18 protein-coding genes and 1 tRNA gene are annotated in these 17,921 nt (G+C 67.2%); 13 read left to right on the top strand and 6 right to left on the bottom strand.

Translation table 11 applies throughout. From position 1 onward, the window contains the following. Nucleotides 1-4 precede the first annotated feature (4 nt). Nucleotides 5-178, bottom strand: coding sequence for a hypothetical protein (locus tag ABV606_RS03395; RefSeq protein WP_353988344.1), 174 nt, complete (start codon nucleotides 176-178; stop codon nucleotides 5-7). Between the two features lie 103 nt (nucleotides 179-281). Between ABV606_RS03395 and ilvD the strand changes: the two genes are divergently transcribed. The 4 genes from ilvD to ilvC all read left to right on the top strand — a co-directional run bounded on the left by ilvD (nucleotide 282) and on the right by ilvC (nucleotide 5,443). Continuing rightward, nucleotides 282-1,976, top strand: coding sequence for a dihydroxy-acid dehydratase (gene ilvD / locus ABV606_RS03390; protein WP_281487165.1), 1,695 nt, complete (start codon nucleotides 282-284; stop codon nucleotides 1,974-1,976). 45 nt (nucleotides 1,977-2,021) lie between these two features. Beyond that, a complete protein-coding gene (locus tag ABV606_RS03385; RefSeq protein ID WP_435415347.1) occupies nucleotides 2,022-3,815 on the top strand; it encodes an acetolactate synthase large subunit in 1,794 nt (597 codons plus the stop codon). 3 nt (nucleotides 3,816-3,818) lie between these two features. Continuing rightward, nucleotides 3,819-4,325 (top strand): acetolactate synthase small subunit, encoded by a 507-nt coding sequence (gene ilvN / locus ABV606_RS03380; RefSeq protein ID WP_281487166.1) that lies wholly within the window; start codon nucleotides 3,819-3,821, stop codon nucleotides 4,323-4,325. A 92-nt stretch (nucleotides 4,326-4,417) separates the two neighbouring features. Continuing rightward, entirely contained in the window at nucleotides 4,418-5,443 is a 1,026-nt protein-coding gene (ilvC, locus tag ABV606_RS03375; RefSeq protein ID WP_281487167.1) for a ketol-acid reductoisomerase, read from the top strand. Between the two features lie 170 nt (nucleotides 5,444-5,613). Here ilvC and ABV606_RS03370 read toward each other — a convergent pair whose 3' ends face one another. Further along, nucleotides 5,614-6,900 carry a nicotinate phosphoribosyltransferase gene (locus ABV606_RS03370; RefSeq protein ID WP_281487168.1) on the bottom strand — a complete coding sequence of 429 codons (1,287 nt, stop codon included), beginning with the start codon at nucleotides 6,898-6,900 and terminating at the stop codon, nucleotides 5,614-5,616. 221 nt (nucleotides 6,901-7,121) lie between these two features. Between ABV606_RS03370 and murI the strand changes: the two genes are divergently transcribed. The 8 genes from murI (at nucleotide 7,122) to ABV606_RS03330 (ending at nucleotide 13,758) form a co-directional block, all read left to right on the top strand. After that, the gene (gene murI, locus ABV606_RS03365) at nucleotides 7,122-8,030 is read left to right on the top strand and encodes a glutamate racemase (protein ID WP_281487169.1); all 909 of its coding nucleotides are present in this window, start codon (nucleotides 7,122-7,124) and stop codon (nucleotides 8,028-8,030) included. After that, complete coding sequence (gene rph / locus ABV606_RS03360) at nucleotides 8,027-8,752, top strand: ribonuclease PH (RefSeq protein WP_281487170.1); 726 nt, start codon at nucleotides 8,027-8,029, stop codon at nucleotides 8,750-8,752. Before murI ends, rph begins: the two co-directional genes overlap by 4 nt. Nucleotides 8,753-8,761: 9 nt before the next feature. Then, nucleotides 8,762-9,388, top strand: coding sequence for an RdgB/HAM1 family non-canonical purine NTP pyrophosphatase (rdgB, locus tag ABV606_RS03355; protein WP_353988343.1), 627 nt, complete (start codon nucleotides 8,762-8,764; stop codon nucleotides 9,386-9,388). Nucleotides 9,389-9,506: 118 nt separating this feature from the next. Next, nucleotides 9,507-10,412 (top strand): cation diffusion facilitator family transporter, encoded by a 906-nt coding sequence (locus ABV606_RS03350; RefSeq protein WP_353988342.1) that lies wholly within the window; start codon nucleotides 9,507-9,509, stop codon nucleotides 10,410-10,412. A 124-nt stretch (nucleotides 10,413-10,536) separates the two neighbouring features. After that, nucleotides 10,537-11,436, top strand: coding sequence for a metal ABC transporter substrate-binding protein (locus ABV606_RS03345; protein WP_353988770.1), 900 nt, complete (start codon nucleotides 10,537-10,539; stop codon nucleotides 11,434-11,436). Next, nucleotides 11,433-12,197: a metal ABC transporter ATP-binding protein gene (locus ABV606_RS03340; RefSeq protein WP_353988341.1), complete on the top strand. Its 765-nt coding sequence runs from the start codon at nucleotides 11,433-11,435 to the stop codon at nucleotides 12,195-12,197. The genes ABV606_RS03345 and ABV606_RS03340 overlap by 4 nt, the downstream gene beginning before the upstream one ends. Nucleotides 12,198-12,241: 44 nt before the next feature. Next, a complete protein-coding gene (locus tag ABV606_RS03335) occupies nucleotides 12,242-13,060 on the top strand; it encodes a metal ABC transporter permease (RefSeq protein WP_281488087.1) in 819 nt (272 codons plus the stop codon). Further along, the gene (locus tag ABV606_RS03330; RefSeq protein WP_281487174.1) at nucleotides 13,057-13,758 is read left to right on the top strand and encodes a metal-dependent transcriptional regulator; all 702 of its coding nucleotides are present in this window, start codon (nucleotides 13,057-13,059) and stop codon (nucleotides 13,756-13,758) included. Before ABV606_RS03335 ends, ABV606_RS03330 begins: the two co-directional genes overlap by 4 nt. Here the strand turns inward: ABV606_RS03330 and ABV606_RS03325 are convergent. Next, nucleotides 13,733-14,518: a DedA family protein gene (locus ABV606_RS03325; RefSeq protein ID WP_353988340.1), complete on the bottom strand. Its 786-nt coding sequence runs from the start codon at nucleotides 14,516-14,518 to the stop codon at nucleotides 13,733-13,735. The two genes, ABV606_RS03330 and ABV606_RS03325, sit on opposite strands and share 26 nt — an antisense overlap. A 551-nt stretch (nucleotides 14,519-15,069) precedes the next feature. Then, a tRNA-Leu gene (locus ABV606_RS03320) sits at nucleotides 15,070-15,151 on the bottom strand. A gap of 116 nt (nucleotides 15,152-15,267) precedes the next feature. Between ABV606_RS03320 and ABV606_RS03315 the strand changes: the two genes are divergently transcribed. Continuing rightward, a complete protein-coding gene (locus tag ABV606_RS03315) occupies nucleotides 15,268-15,930 on the top strand; it encodes a hypothetical protein (protein WP_353988339.1) in 663 nt (220 codons plus the stop codon). Nucleotides 15,931-15,949: 19 nt separating this feature from the next. Here ABV606_RS03315 and ABV606_RS03310 read toward each other — a convergent pair whose 3' ends face one another. Both ABV606_RS03310 and ABV606_RS03305 read right to left on the bottom strand, forming a co-directional pair. After that, nucleotides 15,950-16,957, bottom strand: a complete 1,008-nt coding sequence (locus ABV606_RS03310) for a carbohydrate ABC transporter permease (protein ID WP_353988338.1) — start codon at nucleotides 16,955-16,957, stop codon at nucleotides 15,950-15,952. Beyond that, nucleotides 16,954-17,919: a carbohydrate ABC transporter permease gene (locus ABV606_RS03305; protein WP_353988337.1), complete on the bottom strand. Its 966-nt coding sequence runs from the start codon at nucleotides 17,917-17,919 to the stop codon at nucleotides 16,954-16,956. Before ABV606_RS03305 ends, ABV606_RS03310 begins: the two co-directional genes overlap by 4 nt. Nucleotides 17,920-17,921 lie beyond the last annotated feature (2 nt).

The raw sequence follows: 17,921 nt of genomic DNA, 5'->3' as shown, positions 1-17,921 counted from the left end.
TCAGCTACATCGTCTCGCGCTTGCGTCGCGCTCGAGCGGATCGCAGTGCACCCCACACGATGGTGCCGACTATCAAGACGATGCCGATGACCCCGAGCCAAAGAAGGCCTTTGAAGACGAAGCCGACTACGGTGAGGATCAGCCAGACGACCAGCAGGATTACCAATACGGCCCACATGCCCGAAGACTACTCCCGCTCGTGAAACGGCACACCCGGCATTTCGGCGCGGGCGATTCCGCCGGGCACTGAGGCGACGTGATCGCGCCCTAGACTCGTAGGCATGGCCGAAATCGACATCAAGCCGCGTTCGCGCGCAGTCACCGACGGTATCGAAGCCACCACCTCGCGAGGCATGCTCCGCGCGGTCGGCATGGGGGACGAGGACTGGGACAAGCCGCAGATCGGAATCGCCAGTTCCTGGAACGAGATCACTCCGTGCAACCTCTCGCTCGACCGCCTTGCGCAGGCGTCGAAGGAGGGCGTGCATGCGGGCGGCGGTTACCCGCTGCAGTTCGGCACGGTGTCGGTCAGTGACGGCATCAGCATGGGCCACGAGGGAATGCACTTCTCGCTGGTGAGTCGCGAGGTCATCGCCGACTCGGTCGAGACCGTCATGATGGCCGAGCGCCTCGACGGATCCGTGCTGCTCGCGGGCTGCGACAAGTCGCTGCCCGGCATGCTCATGGCAGCCGCGCGGCTCGATCTCGCCGCCGTATTCGTCTATGCCGGCTCGATCGCGCCTGGCTGGGTGAAGCTCAGCGACGGCACAGAGAAGGAAGTCACGATCATCGACTCCTTCGAGGGCGTCGGCGCCTGCAAGGCCGGCACCATGAGTCCCGAGGATCTCAAGCGCATCGAGTGCGCCATCGCTCCGGGCGAAGGTGCGTGCGGTGGCATGTACACCGCGAACACCATGGCGAGCGTCGCCGAGGCCCTCGGCATGAGCCTTCCGGGCTCGGCCTCGCCGCCCTCGGCCGACCGCCGTCGCGACTACTACGCCCGGCAGTCGGGCGAGGCGGTCGTGAACCTGCTGCGTCAAGGCATCACCGCCCGCGACATCCTCACCAAGAAGGCGTTCGAGAACGCGATCGCCGTGGCCATGGCGTTCGGCGGCTCGACCAACGTCATCCTGCACCTGCTCGCGATCGCCAACGAGGCCGAGGTCGAACTCACGCTCGACGACTTCAACCGCATCGGCGACAACGTGCCGCACATCGGCGACCTCAAGCCGTTCGGCAAGTACGTCATGAACGATGTCGACCGGCACGGTGGTGTTCCGGTCGTCATGAAGGCGCTGCTGGATGCCGGCCTCATCCACGGCGACGCCCTCACGGTCACCGGCAAGACGGTCGCCGAGAATCTTGCCGAACTCGACCCCGACCCGCTCGACGGCGAAGTGCTGCGCACGCTCGACAACCCGATCCACAAAAGCGGCGGCCTCACGGTCCTGCACGGATCGCTGGCGCCCGAGGGCGCCGTCGTGAAGACCGCCGGCTTCGACGCCGCGGTGTTCGAAGGCCCGGCGCGCGTGTTCGAGCGCGAGCGCGCGGCCATGGACGCCCTCACCGAGGGGAAGATCGGCCACGGCGACGTGGTGATCATCCGCTACGAGGGCCCGAAGGGCGGCCCCGGAATGCGCGAGATGCTCGCCATCACGGCGGCGATCAAGGGCGCGGGGCTCGGAAAAGATGTACTACTCTTGACTGACGGTCGATTCTCCGGCGGCACAACCGGCCTGTGCATCGGCCACATAGCTCCCGAGGCGGTCGACGCTGGACCGATCGCCTTTGTGCGCGATGGTGATCTGATACGGGTCGATATCGCAGCTCGCTCGATCGACCTACTGGTCGACCCGGCTGAGCTGGAAACCCGCCGTCAAGGCTGGGCTCCCCTTCCCCCGCGCTACACCCGAGGCGTGCTCGCCAAGTACTCGAAGCTCGTGCACTCCGCTGCGAAGGGCGCGATCACCGGGTAGGCGGCTGTCACAGACCACCCCCATCGAAAGAAGAGAACTTCCTCCATGGCTGCAGAACCACGACCCGTGCCAGGGCCGGCGGATGCCGCAGAGCCTGAGATCCTGACCGGCTCCGGTGCGATCCTCAGATCGCTCGAGAAGCTTGGCATCACCGATGTCTTCGGCCTGCCGGGCGGCGCCATCATGCCGTTCTACGACGAGCTCATGAGCGATAAGGGCATCCGCCACATCCTCGTGCGCCACGAACAGGGCGCGGGCCACGCCGCCGAGGGCTACGCCTCGGCAAGCGGTCGACCAGGGGTCGCGATCGCGACCTCCGGTCCCGGCGCGACGAACCTCGTCACCGCGATCGCCGACGCGCATATGGACTCTGTGCCGCTGATCGCCATCACCGGGCAGGTCTTCTCGACCGTCATGGGAACCGACGCCTTCCAAGAGGTCGACATCGTCGGCATCACCATGCCGATCACCAAGCACTCCTTCCTGGTGCGTCGGCCGGAAGACATCCCCGCGACGATGGCGGCCGCATATCACATCGCGACCACGGGACGTCCGGGTCCCGTGCTCGTCGACGTCACGAAAGACGCGCAGCAGAACTCCGCTCCGTTCATCTGGCCGCCCAAGGTCGACCTGCCGGGATACCGTCCGGTCACGAAGGCCCACGGCAAGCAGATCCACGCCGCGGCGCAGCTGCTCGCCGAGTCGAAGAAGCCCGTGTTCTACGTGGGCGGAGGTGTCGTGCGCTCCCGCGCCTCAGCAGAGCTCAAGGAGCTCGTCGAACTCACCGGCGCTCCGGTCGTGACGACGCTCATGGCTCGCGGTGCGTTCCCTGACTCGCACAAGCAGCACTTGGGCATGCCGGGCATGCACGGCGCGGTGACGGCGGTGCTCGGCCTGCAGGAATCCGACCTGATCATCTCGCTCGGCGCGCGGTTCGACGACCGGGTCACCGGCAAGGTGAGCGACTTCGCGCCGCACGCCAAGGTGGTGCACGTCGACATCGACCCTGCTGAGATCTCGAAGATCCGCACGGCGGACGTTCCCATCGTGGGCGATGCGCGCGAGGTGATCATCGACCTGATCGACGCGTTCAAGAAGGCGGCCGAGAAGCAGGCGCCCGACTACAGCGACTGGTGGAGCCGGCTCGAGCTGCTGCGCACACAGTATCCGCTCGGCTACACCCCGACCGACGACGGGCTGCTGTCGCCGCAGTGGGTCATCGAGCGCATCGGCGAACTGACAGGGCCGGAGGGCGTGTACGCGGCCGGTGTCGGGCAGCACCAGATGTGGGCGGCGCAGTTCATCAAGTACGAGCGCCCCAACTCGTGGCTCAACTCGGGCGGTGCGGGCACCATGGGCTACGCCGTGCCCGCTGCGATGGGTGCCAAGGTCGCGCAGCCTGATCGCGTGGTGTGGGCGATCGATGGTGACGGATGCTTCCAGATGACCAATCAGGAGCTCGCCACCTGCACGATCAACAACATCCCGATCAAGGTCGCGATCATCAACAACTCGTCGCTGGGCATGGTGCGGCAGTGGCAGACGCTGTTCTACGACGGCCGTCACTCGTTCACCGACCTGCAGGCCGGTGAGCAGCAGGCGTTCATTCCCGACTTCGTGAAGATGGGTGAGGCGTATGGTGCCCTTTCCATCCGCGTGACGAAGCCTGAGGAGGTCGACGACGCGATCAAGCTGGCGCTCGAGACCAATGACCGTCCGGTCGTGATCGACTTCATCGTGTCGCGCGATGCGATGGTGTGGCCGATGGTGCCCCAAGGCGCGACCAACTCGGCGATCCAGTACGCGCGCAATCACGCGCCGCAGTGGGAGGAGGAGTAGGCCATGTCGCACGTGCTGTCACTGCTCGTCGAAGACAAGCCGGGTCTGCTCACCCGGGTCGCCGGGCTGTTCGCCCGCCGCGGGTTCAACATCGAATCGCTCGCGGTCGGCCGCACCGAGATCGAGGGCCTCTCGCGGATCACTGTCGTGGTCGATGTCGAAGAGGGCCCGCTGGAGCAGGTCACCAAGCAGCTGAACAAGCTGGTCAACGTCATCAAGATCGTTGAGCTCGACCCTGCGCAATCGGTGCAGCGCGAGCATCTGTTGATCAAGGTGCGCGTCGACAATGTCACTCGCTCGCAGATCCTCGAGGCGGTCACGCTGTTCCGTGCACGTGTCGTCGATGTCGCCACCGACTCGCTCGTGATCGAGGTCACGGGGGATTCGGGCAAGGTGCAGGCGTTCCTGCGCGTGCTCGAACCGTACGGCATCCGCGAGATCGCCCAGTCCGGACTGCTCGCCATCGGGCGCGGTTCGAAGAGCATCAGCGATCGCGTGTTCAAGAGCTGAACAGGCAACAGGCAACCAACGAATCCGCAGCTCAGGCGCCTGTCGAAGGCGCGAGCGGGCATCATCCACAACGAACAAGGAGAACCACAACAGTGACCGAAGTGTTCTACGACAAGGACGCCGACCTCTCGATCATCCAGGGCAAGAAGGTCGCCGTGATCGGCTACGGCTCGCAGGGCCACGCCCACGCGCAGAACCTGCGCGACTCCGGCGTCGACGTCGTCATCGGCCTGCGCGAGGGCTCGAAGTCGATCGCCAAGGCGGAGGAGGCCGGTTTCACCGTGCTCTCCAACCGCGAGGCGGCTGAGCAGGCAGACGTGATCGTCATCCTCGCTCCCGACCAGCACCAGCGGAAGCTCTACGCCGAGGACATCGAGCCGGCGCTGAAGCCCGGCAAGGCGCTGATGTTCGCCCACGGGTTCAACATCCGGTTCGGCTACATCACCGCCCCCGAGGGCGTCGACGTGTTCATGGTCGCGCCGAAGGGCCCGGGCCACACCGTGCGCCGCGAGTACGAGGCCGGGCGTGGTGTTCCGGTCATCGCCGCGGTCGAGGTCGACGCCTCGGGCAAGGCCTGGGACCTCGCCTGGTCGTACGCTCGTGCGATCGGCGGCCTGCGAGCCGGCGGCATCAAGACCACCTTCACCGAGGAGACCGAGACCGACCTCTTCGGCGAGCAGGCGGTGCTCTGCGGCGGCACGTCGCAGCTGGTGCAGTACGGCTTCGAGGTGCTCACCGAGGCGGGCTACCAGCCCGAGATCGCGTACTTCGAGGTGCTGCACGAGCTCAAGCTCATCGTCGACCTCATGTGGGAGGGCGGCATCGCCAAGCAGCGTTGGAGCATCTCCGACACCGCTGAGTACGGCGACTACGTCTCGGGCCCGCGCGTCATCGACCCGCGTGTCAAGGAGAACATGAAGGCCGTGCTCGCCGACATCCAGTCGGGCGCGTTCGCCGAGCGGTTCATCGCCGACCAGGACGCCGGTGCCCCCGAGTTCCTCGCGCTGCGCGCGAAGGGCGAGGCGCACCCCATCGAGCAGACCGGCAAGAAGCTGCGTTCGCTCTTCGCCTGGAAGCAGCAGGACGAGGACTACGTCGACGGTTCGGCCGCGCGCTGAGCCTGCGCTGACCTCGCGCTGCGGCGGCGCTGACGCTGCAGATCTCCGGATGCCGGGAGCCGACGCTCCCGGCATCCGCCGTTAACGAGCGATTCGGTTGAGCAGCCAGAGGCAGACGCCGATCAGCAGCGGTCGGCTGTCAGCGGTCGGCGGTCGGCGGCGATCGGAACTCAGCGGTAGACGGTGGGGATGGCCGGGTCGCCCTGGCTCAGGCGAAACGCGTCGCGGGGGAGTTCAGCAACCGCCATCGCGCGGTGCTCACGGGCCGCTTGCACCCCGGCGGGCCCCCGCCACTGCTCGTCGATCTCGCCGTCGACCACGAGCGGCACCTGCAGCAGCCGACCAACGGATGCCTCGGGATCCGACTCGACGTGGACGATCTCGGCCCGCGCCCGCCCGCTCGACAGCTCACGCACCGCATCTTTGCGGCCGGCCACGCTCGCCTTACCGGCGGAGCGCTTGCCCACCGGCACCCAGCCGTCTCCGTCGGTGTGCGCCACGAGCTTGTAGACCATTCCGGCCGCGGGCGAGCCTGAGCCGGTCACGAGCGAGGTGCCGACGCCGTACGAGTCGACCGGCGCCGCGGCGAGCGTCGAGATCGCGTACTCGTCCAGATCGTTCGTCACCGTGATGTGGGTGCCAGTCGCTCCGAGCGAGTCGAGCTGGCGACGCACCTCGTGCACGAGCACTGGCAGGTCGCCCGAATCCAGACGCACCGCGCCGAGCTCCGGTCCGGCGAGCTCCACGGCGAGGTCGATGGCGCGTGCGACATCGAAGGTGTCGACCAGCAGCGTCGTGCCGGCGCCCATGGCGTCGAGCTGCGCTGAGAACGCCTCGCGCTCGCTGTCGTACAGCAGCGTGAACGAGTGCGCGGCGGTGCCCATGGTGGGCACGCCCCAGCTCCTCCCCGCCTCGAGGTTGCTGGTGGCGCCGAAGCCGGCGATATATGCCGCGCGCGCGGCAGCGACGGCGCTGCGCTCGCCCACTCGACGCGACCCCATTTCTGCCAGGGGGCGACCGGCCGCTGCCGACACCATCCGAGCTGCGGCGGTCGCGATCGCCGTGTCGTAATTGAGCACGCTCAGAATCAGCGTCTCGAGCAGCACGCCCTCGGCGAAACTCGCCTCGACCTCGAGCACCGGCGATCCGGGGAAGTACACCTCGCCCTCGCGGTACGCGCGGATGCTGCCGGAGAAGCGGTAGTTCGCGAGCCACTCGAGCGTGTCGTCGTGCACCACCCGCTCCTGGCGAAGCCACTCGAGTTCCTCGTCGCCGAAGCGGAACTGCTCGATCGCGTCGAGAAGCCGCCCACCGCCTGCGAAGACGCCGTAGCGCCTGCCCTGGGGCAGCCGCCGCGCGAACGTCTCGAACATGCACCGCCGTTCGGCGTGGCCGCTGCGAAGCGCCGCATCGAGCATGGTGAGTTCGTACCGGTCGGTCAGCAGGGCCGTGCTCATGGGGGTCAGCCTACTTAATGGTGACTCTGAGCCTTGGCGCCGAGACGGTTGAGACCGAGTGCCGAGATGGTTCAGACCGAGCGCCGAGACGGCGCTCGGCGCTGGCGTCGCGGCGGAGACCAGAAATGGTCTCCGCTCTGAGCTCCAGCGCGCCGGCGTCGCGGCGAAGGCGAGAAATCGCCTTCGCTCCAAGCTCCAGCGCGCGGCTAGGCTTGACCCCTGTGAGCGACGCGCCGATCGGAGTCTTCGACAGCGGAGTCGGCGGGCTCACCGTGGCGCGCGCGATCCTCGACCAGCTGCCCAACGAGCGCATCCTCTACGTGGGCGACACCGCGCACTCGCCCTACGGCCCCAAGCCCATTGCAGATGTTCGGCGCTATGCGCTCGAGGTGCTCGACGACATGGTCGACGCGGGCGTGAAGCTGCTCGTGATCGCGTGCAATACGGCATCCGCTGCGATGTTCCGCGATGCCCGCGAACGGTTCACGCAGGGGCACGGCATTCCCGTCGTCGAGGTCATCCAGCCGGCGGTGCGCGCTGCGGTGCGGAAGACCCGCAACAAGCGCATCGGGGTCATCGGCACCGAGGGCACCATCCGCTCGGGCGCCTACGAAGACGCCTTCATCGCCGACCCCGATCTGCAGGTGCTGACGCAGGCATGCCCCCGCTTCGTCGAGTTCGTCGAGAGCGGCATCACGAGCGGCGAAGAGCTCTTCCAAGTGGCCGAGGAGTATCTGGCGCCGCTGAAGTCGTCGGATATCGACACGCTCGTGCTCGGGTGCACGCACTACCCGCTCATGGCCGCCGCGCTGCAGTACGTGATGGGGCGCGGAGTCGCGCTGGTCTCGAGCGCTGAAGAGACGGCGTTCGACGTCTACCGCGTGCTCGTCAGACACGGGATGCTGCGCCGCGACCAGACACCGCCTCGCCACCTGTTCGAGGCGACCGGTGCTGACAAAGAGCACTTCCTCCGTCTTGCGCACCGCTTCCTCGGACCGGAGGTCAACCGGGTCGAGACCTTCGAGACGGGCGCGGTGCCGATCGCGGAGCGCGCGTCGGCCTCGGGCAGCGCGCCAGCCGCAACCTCACGAACCGACTCGGCATCCCCTGAAGAGAGAGCGAGCACATGATCCGTACCGATGGCCGCACCGCCGACCAACTGCGCCCGGTTGCATTCGACCGCGGCTGGAGCAAGCAGGCCGAAGGCAGTTGCCTCGTGTCGTTCGGCGACACGAAGGTGTTGTGCACCGCGTCGTTCACCCCGGGGGTTCCCCGCTGGCTCACCGGTCAGGGCAAGGGCTGGGTCACCGCCGAGTACTCGATGCTGCCGCGAGCGACGAACTCGCGCTCCGACCGCGAGTCGATCAAGGGCCGCGTCGGTGGTCGCACCCACGAGATCTCGCGACTCATCGGGCGTTCACTGCGAGGCGTGATCGATACGAAGGCGCTCGGCGAGAACACCATCGTCATCGACTGCGACGTGTTGCAGGCCGACGGGGGCACTCGCACCGCCGCCGTCACGGGTGCGTACATCGCACTGGCGGATGCTGTCGAGTGGGCCCGCGGCAAGAAGCACATCCCCGCGAAGGCCACACCGTTGACCGACAGCGTCGCTGCCGTCAGCGTCGGCATCATCGGCGGGGTGCCGATGCTCGACCTCGCGTATGTGGAGGACGTCGGCGCGGGCACCGATATGAACGTCGTCGCTACCGGGAGCGGCAAGTTCATCGAGGTGCAGGGCACCGCCGAGGGTGTGCCGTTCGATCGGACGGAGCTCGATTCGCTGCTCGACCTCGCGCTCGCCGGCACTACCGAGCTCACACGTCTGCAGCGCGAAGCGCTCGAGAGCTAGAGGCGCGCGATGGCGAAGGAAGAGCGGATCGAAGCGGCAGCGGACGCCCGTCGGCCGGGCACGAGGATCGTGCTGGCCACGCACAACGCGCACAAGGTGGTCGAACTGCGCCGCATCCTCGGTGATCGTCTCGGCATGCACGAGTTGGTCGGCTACGAGGGCCCGGAACCAGTCGAGGACGGCGCGACCTTCGCAGAGAACGCGCTCATCAAGGCGCGCGCGGCGGCGAGGCACACGGGGCTTCCCGCGCTCGCCGATGACAGCGGAATCGCGGTAGATGCGCTTGGCGGGGCTCCCGGCATCCATTCGGCCCGGTACGCAGGCACCCGCGACGACCGCGACAACTACGAACTGCTGCTGCGGAACCTCGAGGGGGCGGCGGACCGCTCGGCGCAGTTCGTATGCGCAGCCGCGTTCGTCGACGGCGACTTCGAACACGTGGAGCTCGGCATCTGGCCCGGCCGGGTGCTCGACGCGCCGGCGGGGCAGCACGGGTTCGGGTACGACCCGGTGTTCCAGCCGGACGGCAGCGACGTGTCGTCGGCAGAGATGACTCCGGAAGAGAAGAACGCTGTGAGCCACCGAACGCGCGCGTTCGCCGCGATCATGCCGATGGTGCGCGGGCGTCTCGGATAGCCATCACCCGCGAGGAGGCAACCGCCGCGGTATGACCGACAGCGCGCCCTGCAGAGGGCGCGCTGTCGAGCCCCGGTGCCCTGAATCGTTGCGCTTCCCCGCTGGGTAGCCTGGAGAGATGACCCACGAGCACACGCACTCCAACCGGCGACGGCTGGCGATCGCGCTCGCGATCATCGTGGTGTTCCTCGTCGTCGAGATCGTCGGTGCGGTGCTCAGCGGGTCACTCGCACTGCTCGGGGATGCCGGGCACATGTTCTCCGACTCGCTCGGCCTGACGATCGCGCTCATCGCGACCGTCATCGCCGCTCGGCCGGCGAACGACCGACAGACCTTCGGCTACCAGCGTGCCGAAGTGTTCGGCGCGCTCATCAACGGCAGCATCCTGGCGGTGGTAGCGCTCGCCGTCGGCATCGAGGGGGTGCGACGGTTGGTGGCGGAGGAACCGCCCGAGGTCGCGGGCACCGCCATGCTCGTGGTGGCCGCGGCAGGCCTCGCAGCAAACGTCGCGGCGCTCCTGGTGCTCCATGATCGACGAGACAGCTCGATCAACATGCGTGGCGCCTACCTGGAAGTGCTCGGCGACCTCATCGGCTCGGTGCTCGCGATCGCCGCCTCGATCGTCATCGTGACGACCGGCTTCACCAAGGCGGATGCTGCGGCATCCGTCGCCATCGCACTGCTCATCGCCCCCAGGGCGTTCGTGCTGCTTCGAGACGTCTTCCGCGTGCTGGCGCAGAGCGTGCCGGCGGATATCAGCGTGGCGACGATCCGCGAGCACCTGGGCGGAGTGGACGGGGTCGTCGATGTGCACGACGTGCACGTGTGGTCGATCACGTCTGGTTCCCCCGTGTTCTCTGCCCACGTGGTGGTCGAGGCCGAGGTCTTCGCCGAGGGGCGCGCGGGCGCCATGCTCCGCCAGTTCGACTACTGCTTGCGCGATCACTTCGACGTCGATCACTCCACCATTCAGCTGGAGCCGATCGAGCACGCGACCCACGGCAGTCACCAGCCGCACCCTTGACCGATATCTCTGTCGACCCATGAACGCATGGCGCTAAGATTTCGGTGTGCCGAAAATCAGACACACGCCAAGCCGAAGTGGCCGCCCCCGTTTCCTGGCGGCGCTGAGTGCCGTAGCCGGGGCACTGGTGGTGGCTCTGGCCCTCGGGGGCTGCACCACTTCGAGCACCGACGCTGCGGCGCCCGGCACCGGCGGGACCGGACGTCCGACCGTGCTCACGACGTTCACGGTCATCGCCGATATGGCTCGCGTCGTCGGCGGCGATCGCATCGAGGTGGCCTCCATCACGAAAGTCGGAGCCGAGATCCACGGCTACGAGCCCACGCCTTCAGACCTTCGCGCCGCGGCATCCGCTTCGCTCATCCTTGACAACGGGCTCGGGCTCGAGCGCTGGTTCGAGTCGTTCGTTGACCGACTCGATGTGCCGCACGCGGTGCTGAGCGACGGGGTCGAGCCGATCGCCATCAAGGCCGGCGACTATGAAGGACTGCCCAACCCGCACGCCTGGATGTCACCCATCGCCGGGCAGTCATATGTCGACAACGTCGCGGCCGCACTCGCCGAGCTGCTGCCCGAGCACGCGCAGGAGTTCGAGCGGAACGCGATCGCGTACAAGGCCGAGTTGCAGGCGATCGCCGATGACCTCGCCTCAACAGTCGAATCGATTCCCGCTGACCACCGGATGCTGGTGACCTGTGAAGGCGCGTTCAGCTACCTCGCGCGCGACCTCGGTCTCGACGAGGCCTACCTCTGGCCGGTGAACAGCGACACGCAAGGCACACCCCAGCAGATCAAGCAGGCGATCGAGACGGTGCGGGAGAGACAGGTGCCGGCGGTGTTCTGCGAGACCACGGTGAACCCCGCCTCCCAGCAGCAAGTGGCGCGCGAATCCGGCGCGGCATTCGCCGGGTTGCTCTACGTCGACTCGCTCAGCGAGGCAGACGGGCCGGTGCCCACCTATCTCGACCTGCTCCGCTACGACGTTGCACTCATCGCGGAGGGCCTCGGGGGTGGGGCACGATGACGCCCACCGCTGCGGACCACCACGTGGACTCGGCAGCATCCGCGCCGACGCTCGAAGCACGCGGAGTAGCCGTGCGCTACGGCACGGTGCAAGCCCTGCAGGGCGTCGACCTGACGCTCGATTCGGCCACGATCACTGGGCTGCTCGGCATGAACGGCTCGGGCAAGAGCTCGTTCTTCGGCGCGATCATGGGCACGGTCAAGACCACTGCGGGTTCGGTTCGGCTCTTCGGCGCTGCGCCCAAGGAAGCGCGCAGCAGAGGGCTCGTCGCCTACATGCCGCAGTCGGAGAACGTCGACTGGGACTTCCCCATCTCGGTGCGCGAGGTGGTGATGACGGGCCGCTACGGCCGACTCGGCCTCACCCGACGGCCGCATGGGCGTGATCGGGCAGCGGTGGGCGAGGCACTCGACCGGGTGGGTCTCACCGAGCTCGCCTCCCGCCAGATCGGCGAGCTGAGCGGTGGTCAGCGCAAGCGCGTCTTCGTGGCGCGGGCGATCGCTCAAGGGGCTCGCCTGCTGCTGCTCGACGAGCCGTTCGCCGGCGTCGACAAGGCCTCGGAGGCGACGATCTCCGCGCTGTTGCGGGAACTCCGAGACGAGGGGTGCAGCATCCTCATCTCGACCCATGACCTCGCCGGCGTGCCGGAGCTGTGCGACGACGTGGTGCTGCTGAAGAACCGCGTGCTCTTCCGCGGCGAGCCGAGTGAGGCGCTGAGCCCGGAGCGGCTGGCACTCGTATTCGGGTTGGAGTCGGCGTGACCGAGTGGATCTCGTGGCTGATCGAGCCGCTGCAATTCGCGTTCATGGCCCGCGCGCTGCTCGTCACCGTGGTCGCCGCGCTCACCTGCGCGATCCTCAGCGTGTGGCTCGTGCAGATCGGGTGGGCGCTGATGGGCGATGCGGTCTCCCACGCGGTGCTGCCGGGAGTGGCGATCAGCTACATTCTCGGCTGGCCGTTCGCCGTCGGTGCGTTCATCTTCGGAGCGGGCGCGGTCGCGCTCATCGGCGGTGTGCGCGCGACCACCCGCATCAAGTCGGATGCCGCGATCGGCGTGGTCTTCACGGCGCTGTTCGCGCTCGGCCTCGTCATCATCTCGAAGACGCCGAGCCAAACGGATCTCGGGCACATCCTGTTCGGCAACGTGCTCGGAGTGAGCGACGCCGATATCTGGCAGGTGCTCGGCAGCGGGGCGATCGCGGTCTCGCTGCTGCTCCTGAAGCGCCGCGATCTCACCCTGTACGCCTTCGACCGGGCGCACGCCGACGCCATCGGCATCAACACGCGGTGGCTATCGATGCTGCTGCTCGGACTGCTTGCGCTGACCGTCGTGGTCGCGCTGCAGGCTGTCGGCATCCTGCTCGTCGTCGCCATGCTGATCACCCCGGGCGTCACGGCGTACTTGCTCACCAAGCGCTTCGACCGGATGCTGTGGCTCAGCATGGCAATCACCGTGGTGTGCGCAGTGGCCGGCCTCTACTTGAGCTACTACCTCGACGCCTCTGCTGGCGGCGCCGTCGTGCTGACCCAGTCGGCGGCGTTCCTGCTCGCCTATCTATTCGGTCCGCGCGGCGGCGTCGTGGTGAACTGGATCCGCAGCCGGAGAGAGGTGGTGGCGGCGTGACGACCGCGATCGAGGACTACGTCAAGGTCATCTACGCGCATACCGAGTGGCAGCCAGACCCGATCACACCGTCGCAACTCGCCGCCCGCCTGGGGCTCGCGGCATCGTCGGTGACCGAGATGGTGAAGAAGCTGGCAGCACTGGGCCTCGTGACGCATCAGCGGTACGGGGCGATCACGCTCACCGAGGCGGGGCGGCAGCGCGCGCTCGCGATGGTGCGCCGGCACCGGCTGGTCGAGACCTGGCTGGTGCGCGAGCTCGGCTATGGCTGGCACGAGGTGCACGACGAGGCCGAGGTGCTCGAGCACGCCATCAGCGACCGGCTGCTTGACGCGATCGACGAGAAGCTCGGCCGGCCGTCGGTCGACCCCCACGGCGATCCGATCCCCGCGGCCGACGGAACGTTGGCGCCGCCCCGCGCGATGCCGTTGGCGGATGCCGGGAGCGGCACTCGCGGGGTGGTCTGCCGGGTGAGCGATCGCGATCCTGCGCTGCTCCGCCACCTCGAGGCGCGCGGCATCGTCGTTGGCGCCGAGCTCGAGGTCGAAGGACGCGTGCCGTTCGGCGGGGCGTTCACGGTGCGGGTGCACGCGGCATCCGACGATCGAGGCTCGGCTTCGCAGCCGGTCGATCTCGGCGAAGACGCTGTCGGTGCGATCTGGGTCAGCGGACCTAGCGGTGCGGATGCGGCGCGCTGAGGTCGAGTGACACGGCCGACGGCTCGACCGCCCGTGCGCCCTCTGCATGCTGCTCCGCGGAGTTCGGCTGGCCTGGGTTCGGCTGGCCTGGGCTCGTGTGCCCGGCACTCGACGACCGCTCTCGTCGGATCGCCAGTCGCATGCGCACCCAATGCGTGCCGATGATGGCGAGGGTGAGCGCGATGACCCCGAGCAGCACGAACTCGAGGTACTGCGTCACGAAGTCGCGCACGGCGGGGATGTGGGCGACGGCCCAGCCGGTGAAGGTGAGGCCCGCTCCCCAGACGAGACCGCCGAGCGCGTTGTAGGCCACGAACCGCCCGTAGTGCATGCGGCCGACCCCAGCCGCGACCGGTGTCAGCGTGCGCACGACGCCGATGAAGCGTGCAATGGTCACGGCCAAGCCGCCATACTTCGTGAAGAACCGATCAGTGCGTTCGATGCTCGCCCGGCTGAAGAAGCCGGTCGCGCGTTTCTCGAAGATCGCGGGCCCGCTCTTCACGCCGATGTAGTACCCCAGTTGGTCACCGAGGAACGCGCTGACGAAGATCAACAGGCAGGCGAGCCACACGGGTACGTCGATGAACCCCTGGTACAGCAGCACGCCGGTGATGATCAGCAGCGTGTCACCGGGCAGCAGGAACCCGACGAGCAGCCCCGACTCTACGAAGATGATCGCGCAGACCACGGCGAGCGCCCATGGTCCCGCACCGTGCAGCAGACCTTCGATGTCGAAGAGGCCGGACGCCATGATGGGCATGCATGACCTCCGTCATCGAGCGGGTCGTGAAAACGGTTCGGGGCGAACTGCTTCGGGTGAGACAAGCGTACTGGCGGGATCGAGCTTCCAAGCGGGGAATCCACCCCCAAATCGCGTGCGGGCGCCGTGCCACGCGGTGGCGGCCACTCTCGCGGAGTTGCGCTGCTGCTGCAGCCGGATCTTGGTGGTCACGTCGATTCGCTCGTCAAGTTTGCGTCCGCGCCAGCTATTCACGTTCGCGCCATGTGTAACTGGCGCGGATGTCCGCAGGTGGCGCGGATGCCGACCAAGACCCCGGCTGGGGAGCCTCGAGCGGCAGGGGCCCACCCGCAGGGCGAATTCGCGCGACGCCCTCTGAACGAATCAAGTCCGACACCCGAAGGTGCCGGACTCGCTTCGTGCGGAAGGCGGGACTTGTCCCTACCGCTTCTCCACACGCCGCTTCGCGTCGTGCGGAGCCTCGAGCGGCAGGGGCCCACCCGCAGGGCGAATTCGCGCGACGCCCTCTGAACGAATCAAGTCCGACACCAGAAGGTGCCGGACTCGCTTCGTGCGGAAGGCGGGACTTGAACCCGCACGCCCGAGAGCACAGGAACCTAAATCCTGCGTGTCTGCCAATTTCACCACTTCCGCGCGGCGACTCCAGTGTAGGGGCCGCGGCGACATGGCTCCTCGCCGAAGAAGTCTGCGCTGCGGCGCTCTTGCGGATCGCAGCGCCAGGCCGCTAGAACTTGAGAGTGAAGCGCTTCGTGCCGTTACCCGCCCTGCTGCTCCTGCTCGCACTCGTCGGGTGCGCCCAGGCGGTTCCGGCTACTCCGACGAGCGCTCCGACCGGCTCCCCGGCAACTGGCACTCCATCGCGGGCATCCGCTGTGCCAGCGACGATCGTGATCGAGGCAGAGGGATTCTCCGTGCTCGACAGCGATGGGCTATCGACGATCGAGTTCGCATGGGCGGACGATCCCGGCGACATCGTCACTGAACTGGACGAGGTATTCGGGATGCGCTCCAGCCAGTCGTTCCAGCCCGGCGACGGAACGCACTTCGCCGACTTCGATGTGTACACCTGGGACGCATTCTCACTGTCCATCGCGAGACTCGGCGAGATGTCGCGCAGCGACTACTTCTTGCCCGCCGCCGTGGAGGTGCGTGCCGAAGAGGTGGGCGGCATCTCGATCCAGACTGTGGCGGGCCTCGCGGTCGGGTCGAGCGTGGACCAAGTGCGTGCCGCTGGTGTCGGGGTGGAAGAGCCTTTGAACACCGGTGGAACCGCGTACCGCATCGATCCGAGCGAGCCCGAGTTGATCGCGGACCTGAGCGAGCCGACGCGCACTGTGCAGCTCGATTCCGATCCCGCGAACGAGACCATCGTGCTGCTCAGAGCCCCCGCGCTGTCGTTCACACCGTTCTGATCGCGGACCTCCGCGCGCCTCAGCCCTTGCTGCCGGTCGTCGCGATGCCCTCGACGAAGCTCCGCTGGCCGATGAAGAAGAGGATGATCATCGGCACGGTCGTGATGACGCTCGCCGTCACCAAGATCTCCCAGTGCCACTCGCCCCCGAAGCCGAACTGGTCGACCAGTGCCTTGAGCCCTCGAGGCACCGTGAAGGTGTCTGAGTCGCGCAGGTAGATGAGCCCGCGCATGAGGTCGGTCCACGCCGCTTGTGCCTCGAAGAGCAGGGTCACCACGAGCGCCGGTTTCATCAGGGGCAGCGCGATCCGCGTGAAGATCGTCCAGTTGTTCGCGCCGTCGATGCGGGCCGCTTCGAAGATGTCGCGCGGCATGCCGAGGAAGAACTGCCTGAGCAGGAAGATGTAGAACGCGCTCCCGAAGAGGTTGCCCGCCCACAACGGATAGAGAGTGCCTGTCGCTCCGAGCCCGTTCCAGATGAGGAACGTCGGAATCATCGTGACGGCACCCGGGAGCATCATGGTCGCGAGCACGAGCCCGAACAGCGCATTCCTTCCGCGGAACTGGAAGTACGAGAATCCCCACGCGACCATGGCGCTCGAGATCGTCACCGTCACGGCGGCGAGCGCCGTCACGAGCAGCGTGTTCCACAGCCAGAGCGCGAGCGGCGCTTCTTGCCACACGGTCACGTAGTTCTCGAGGGTGAACGTGTTCGGGATCAGCTGGTTGTCGAAGACCTCACCGCGGGGCTTGAACGATGCGCTCACCAGCCAGATGAACGGATAGGTGAAGACGACACCGAATACGATCAGCAGCGCTGTGACGGCGATGCGAACGAGCAATGGCTTGCGAGGGCGCTGGCGGTCCTGCGGGGGCTTGGACCCTGCCGTGAGCTCGGATTCGACAGCATCCTGCTCCAGGCCGCTGCTCCTCTCGGCCCGCGACCTCATGCCTGCATCGAAGCCGAGCGGAGCAGCGGTGGGAGTGGGCACCGGTTCGCCCATGGGTCGTGAGATCTGCTGGGTCATCGCACGTCCGCCTCGTAGTAGACCACTCGGCGACTGACCCAGAGCTGGATCGCGGTGACGGCCATGATCACGACGAACAGTAGCCAGGCCATCGCCGAGGCATAGCCCATGTGCAGGAACTGGAACGCCTGCTGGAACAGGTAGATCACGTAGAACAACGCCGCGTCATTGCTGTAGGTGGTGTTGCCGCTGCCGAAGAACGCGGTGTACGCCTCATCGAATGTCTGGAACGCCGCGATGGTGTTGACGACCACGATGAAGAAGATGGTCGGGCTGATCATCGGAACCGTGATCTTCGTGGTCTGCTGCCAGAAGTTCGCCCCGTCGATCCGCGCCGATTCGTACAGCTGGTTCGGCACCGCTCGAAGCGCGGCGAGGAGAATGATCACCGAGCCTCCGACGGTCCACAAGCTCATGATCGCGAGGCCCGGCTTCACCCATGCCGGGTCAGTGGTCCACGCCGGACCGTTGATGCCGAACCAGCCGAGCACGTGGTTGATGAGCCCGTTCTGCCCGTTGAACAGCAGCAGGAACAGCACGCCCACCGCGACCGGAGGGGTCATCTTCGGCAGGAAGAACACCGTGCGGAAGAAGCCCGACGACCGGCGCCCGGCCTGGTTCAGCAGCACCGCCAGCGCGACCGAGACGATCACGTATAGCGGAACCTGCAGCACCGTGAAGATGAACGTGTTCCAGAGCGCCAACGCGATCTTCGGGTCCTCGATGAGCCGCACGTAATTGTCGAACCCGACGAACGACGGGTCGTTGATGACGTCGTAGTCGGTGAGCGACAAGTACGCGCTGTAGCCGATCGGCCAGGCGGTGAAGACCAGGAAGCCGATGATCCAGGGGCTCAGGAACAGCAGCGCCGCGCGGGTGTTGCGGCGGCGGGCCGCGCGCCGCGTGCGCTGCCGCTCAGGATCGATACCGGATGCCGCGGGCGCGAGCTCGGTGACGCTCATCG

The sequence above is a fragment of the Ruicaihuangia caeni genome (assembly GCF_040536845.1).
GTDB classification, from domain to species: domain Bacteria; phylum Actinomycetota; class Actinomycetes; order Actinomycetales; family Microbacteriaceae; genus Ruicaihuangia; species Ruicaihuangia caeni.
The sequence above is the reverse complement of the archived record's forward strand: the minus strand, read 5'-3'. Positions and strand labels throughout refer to the sequence as shown.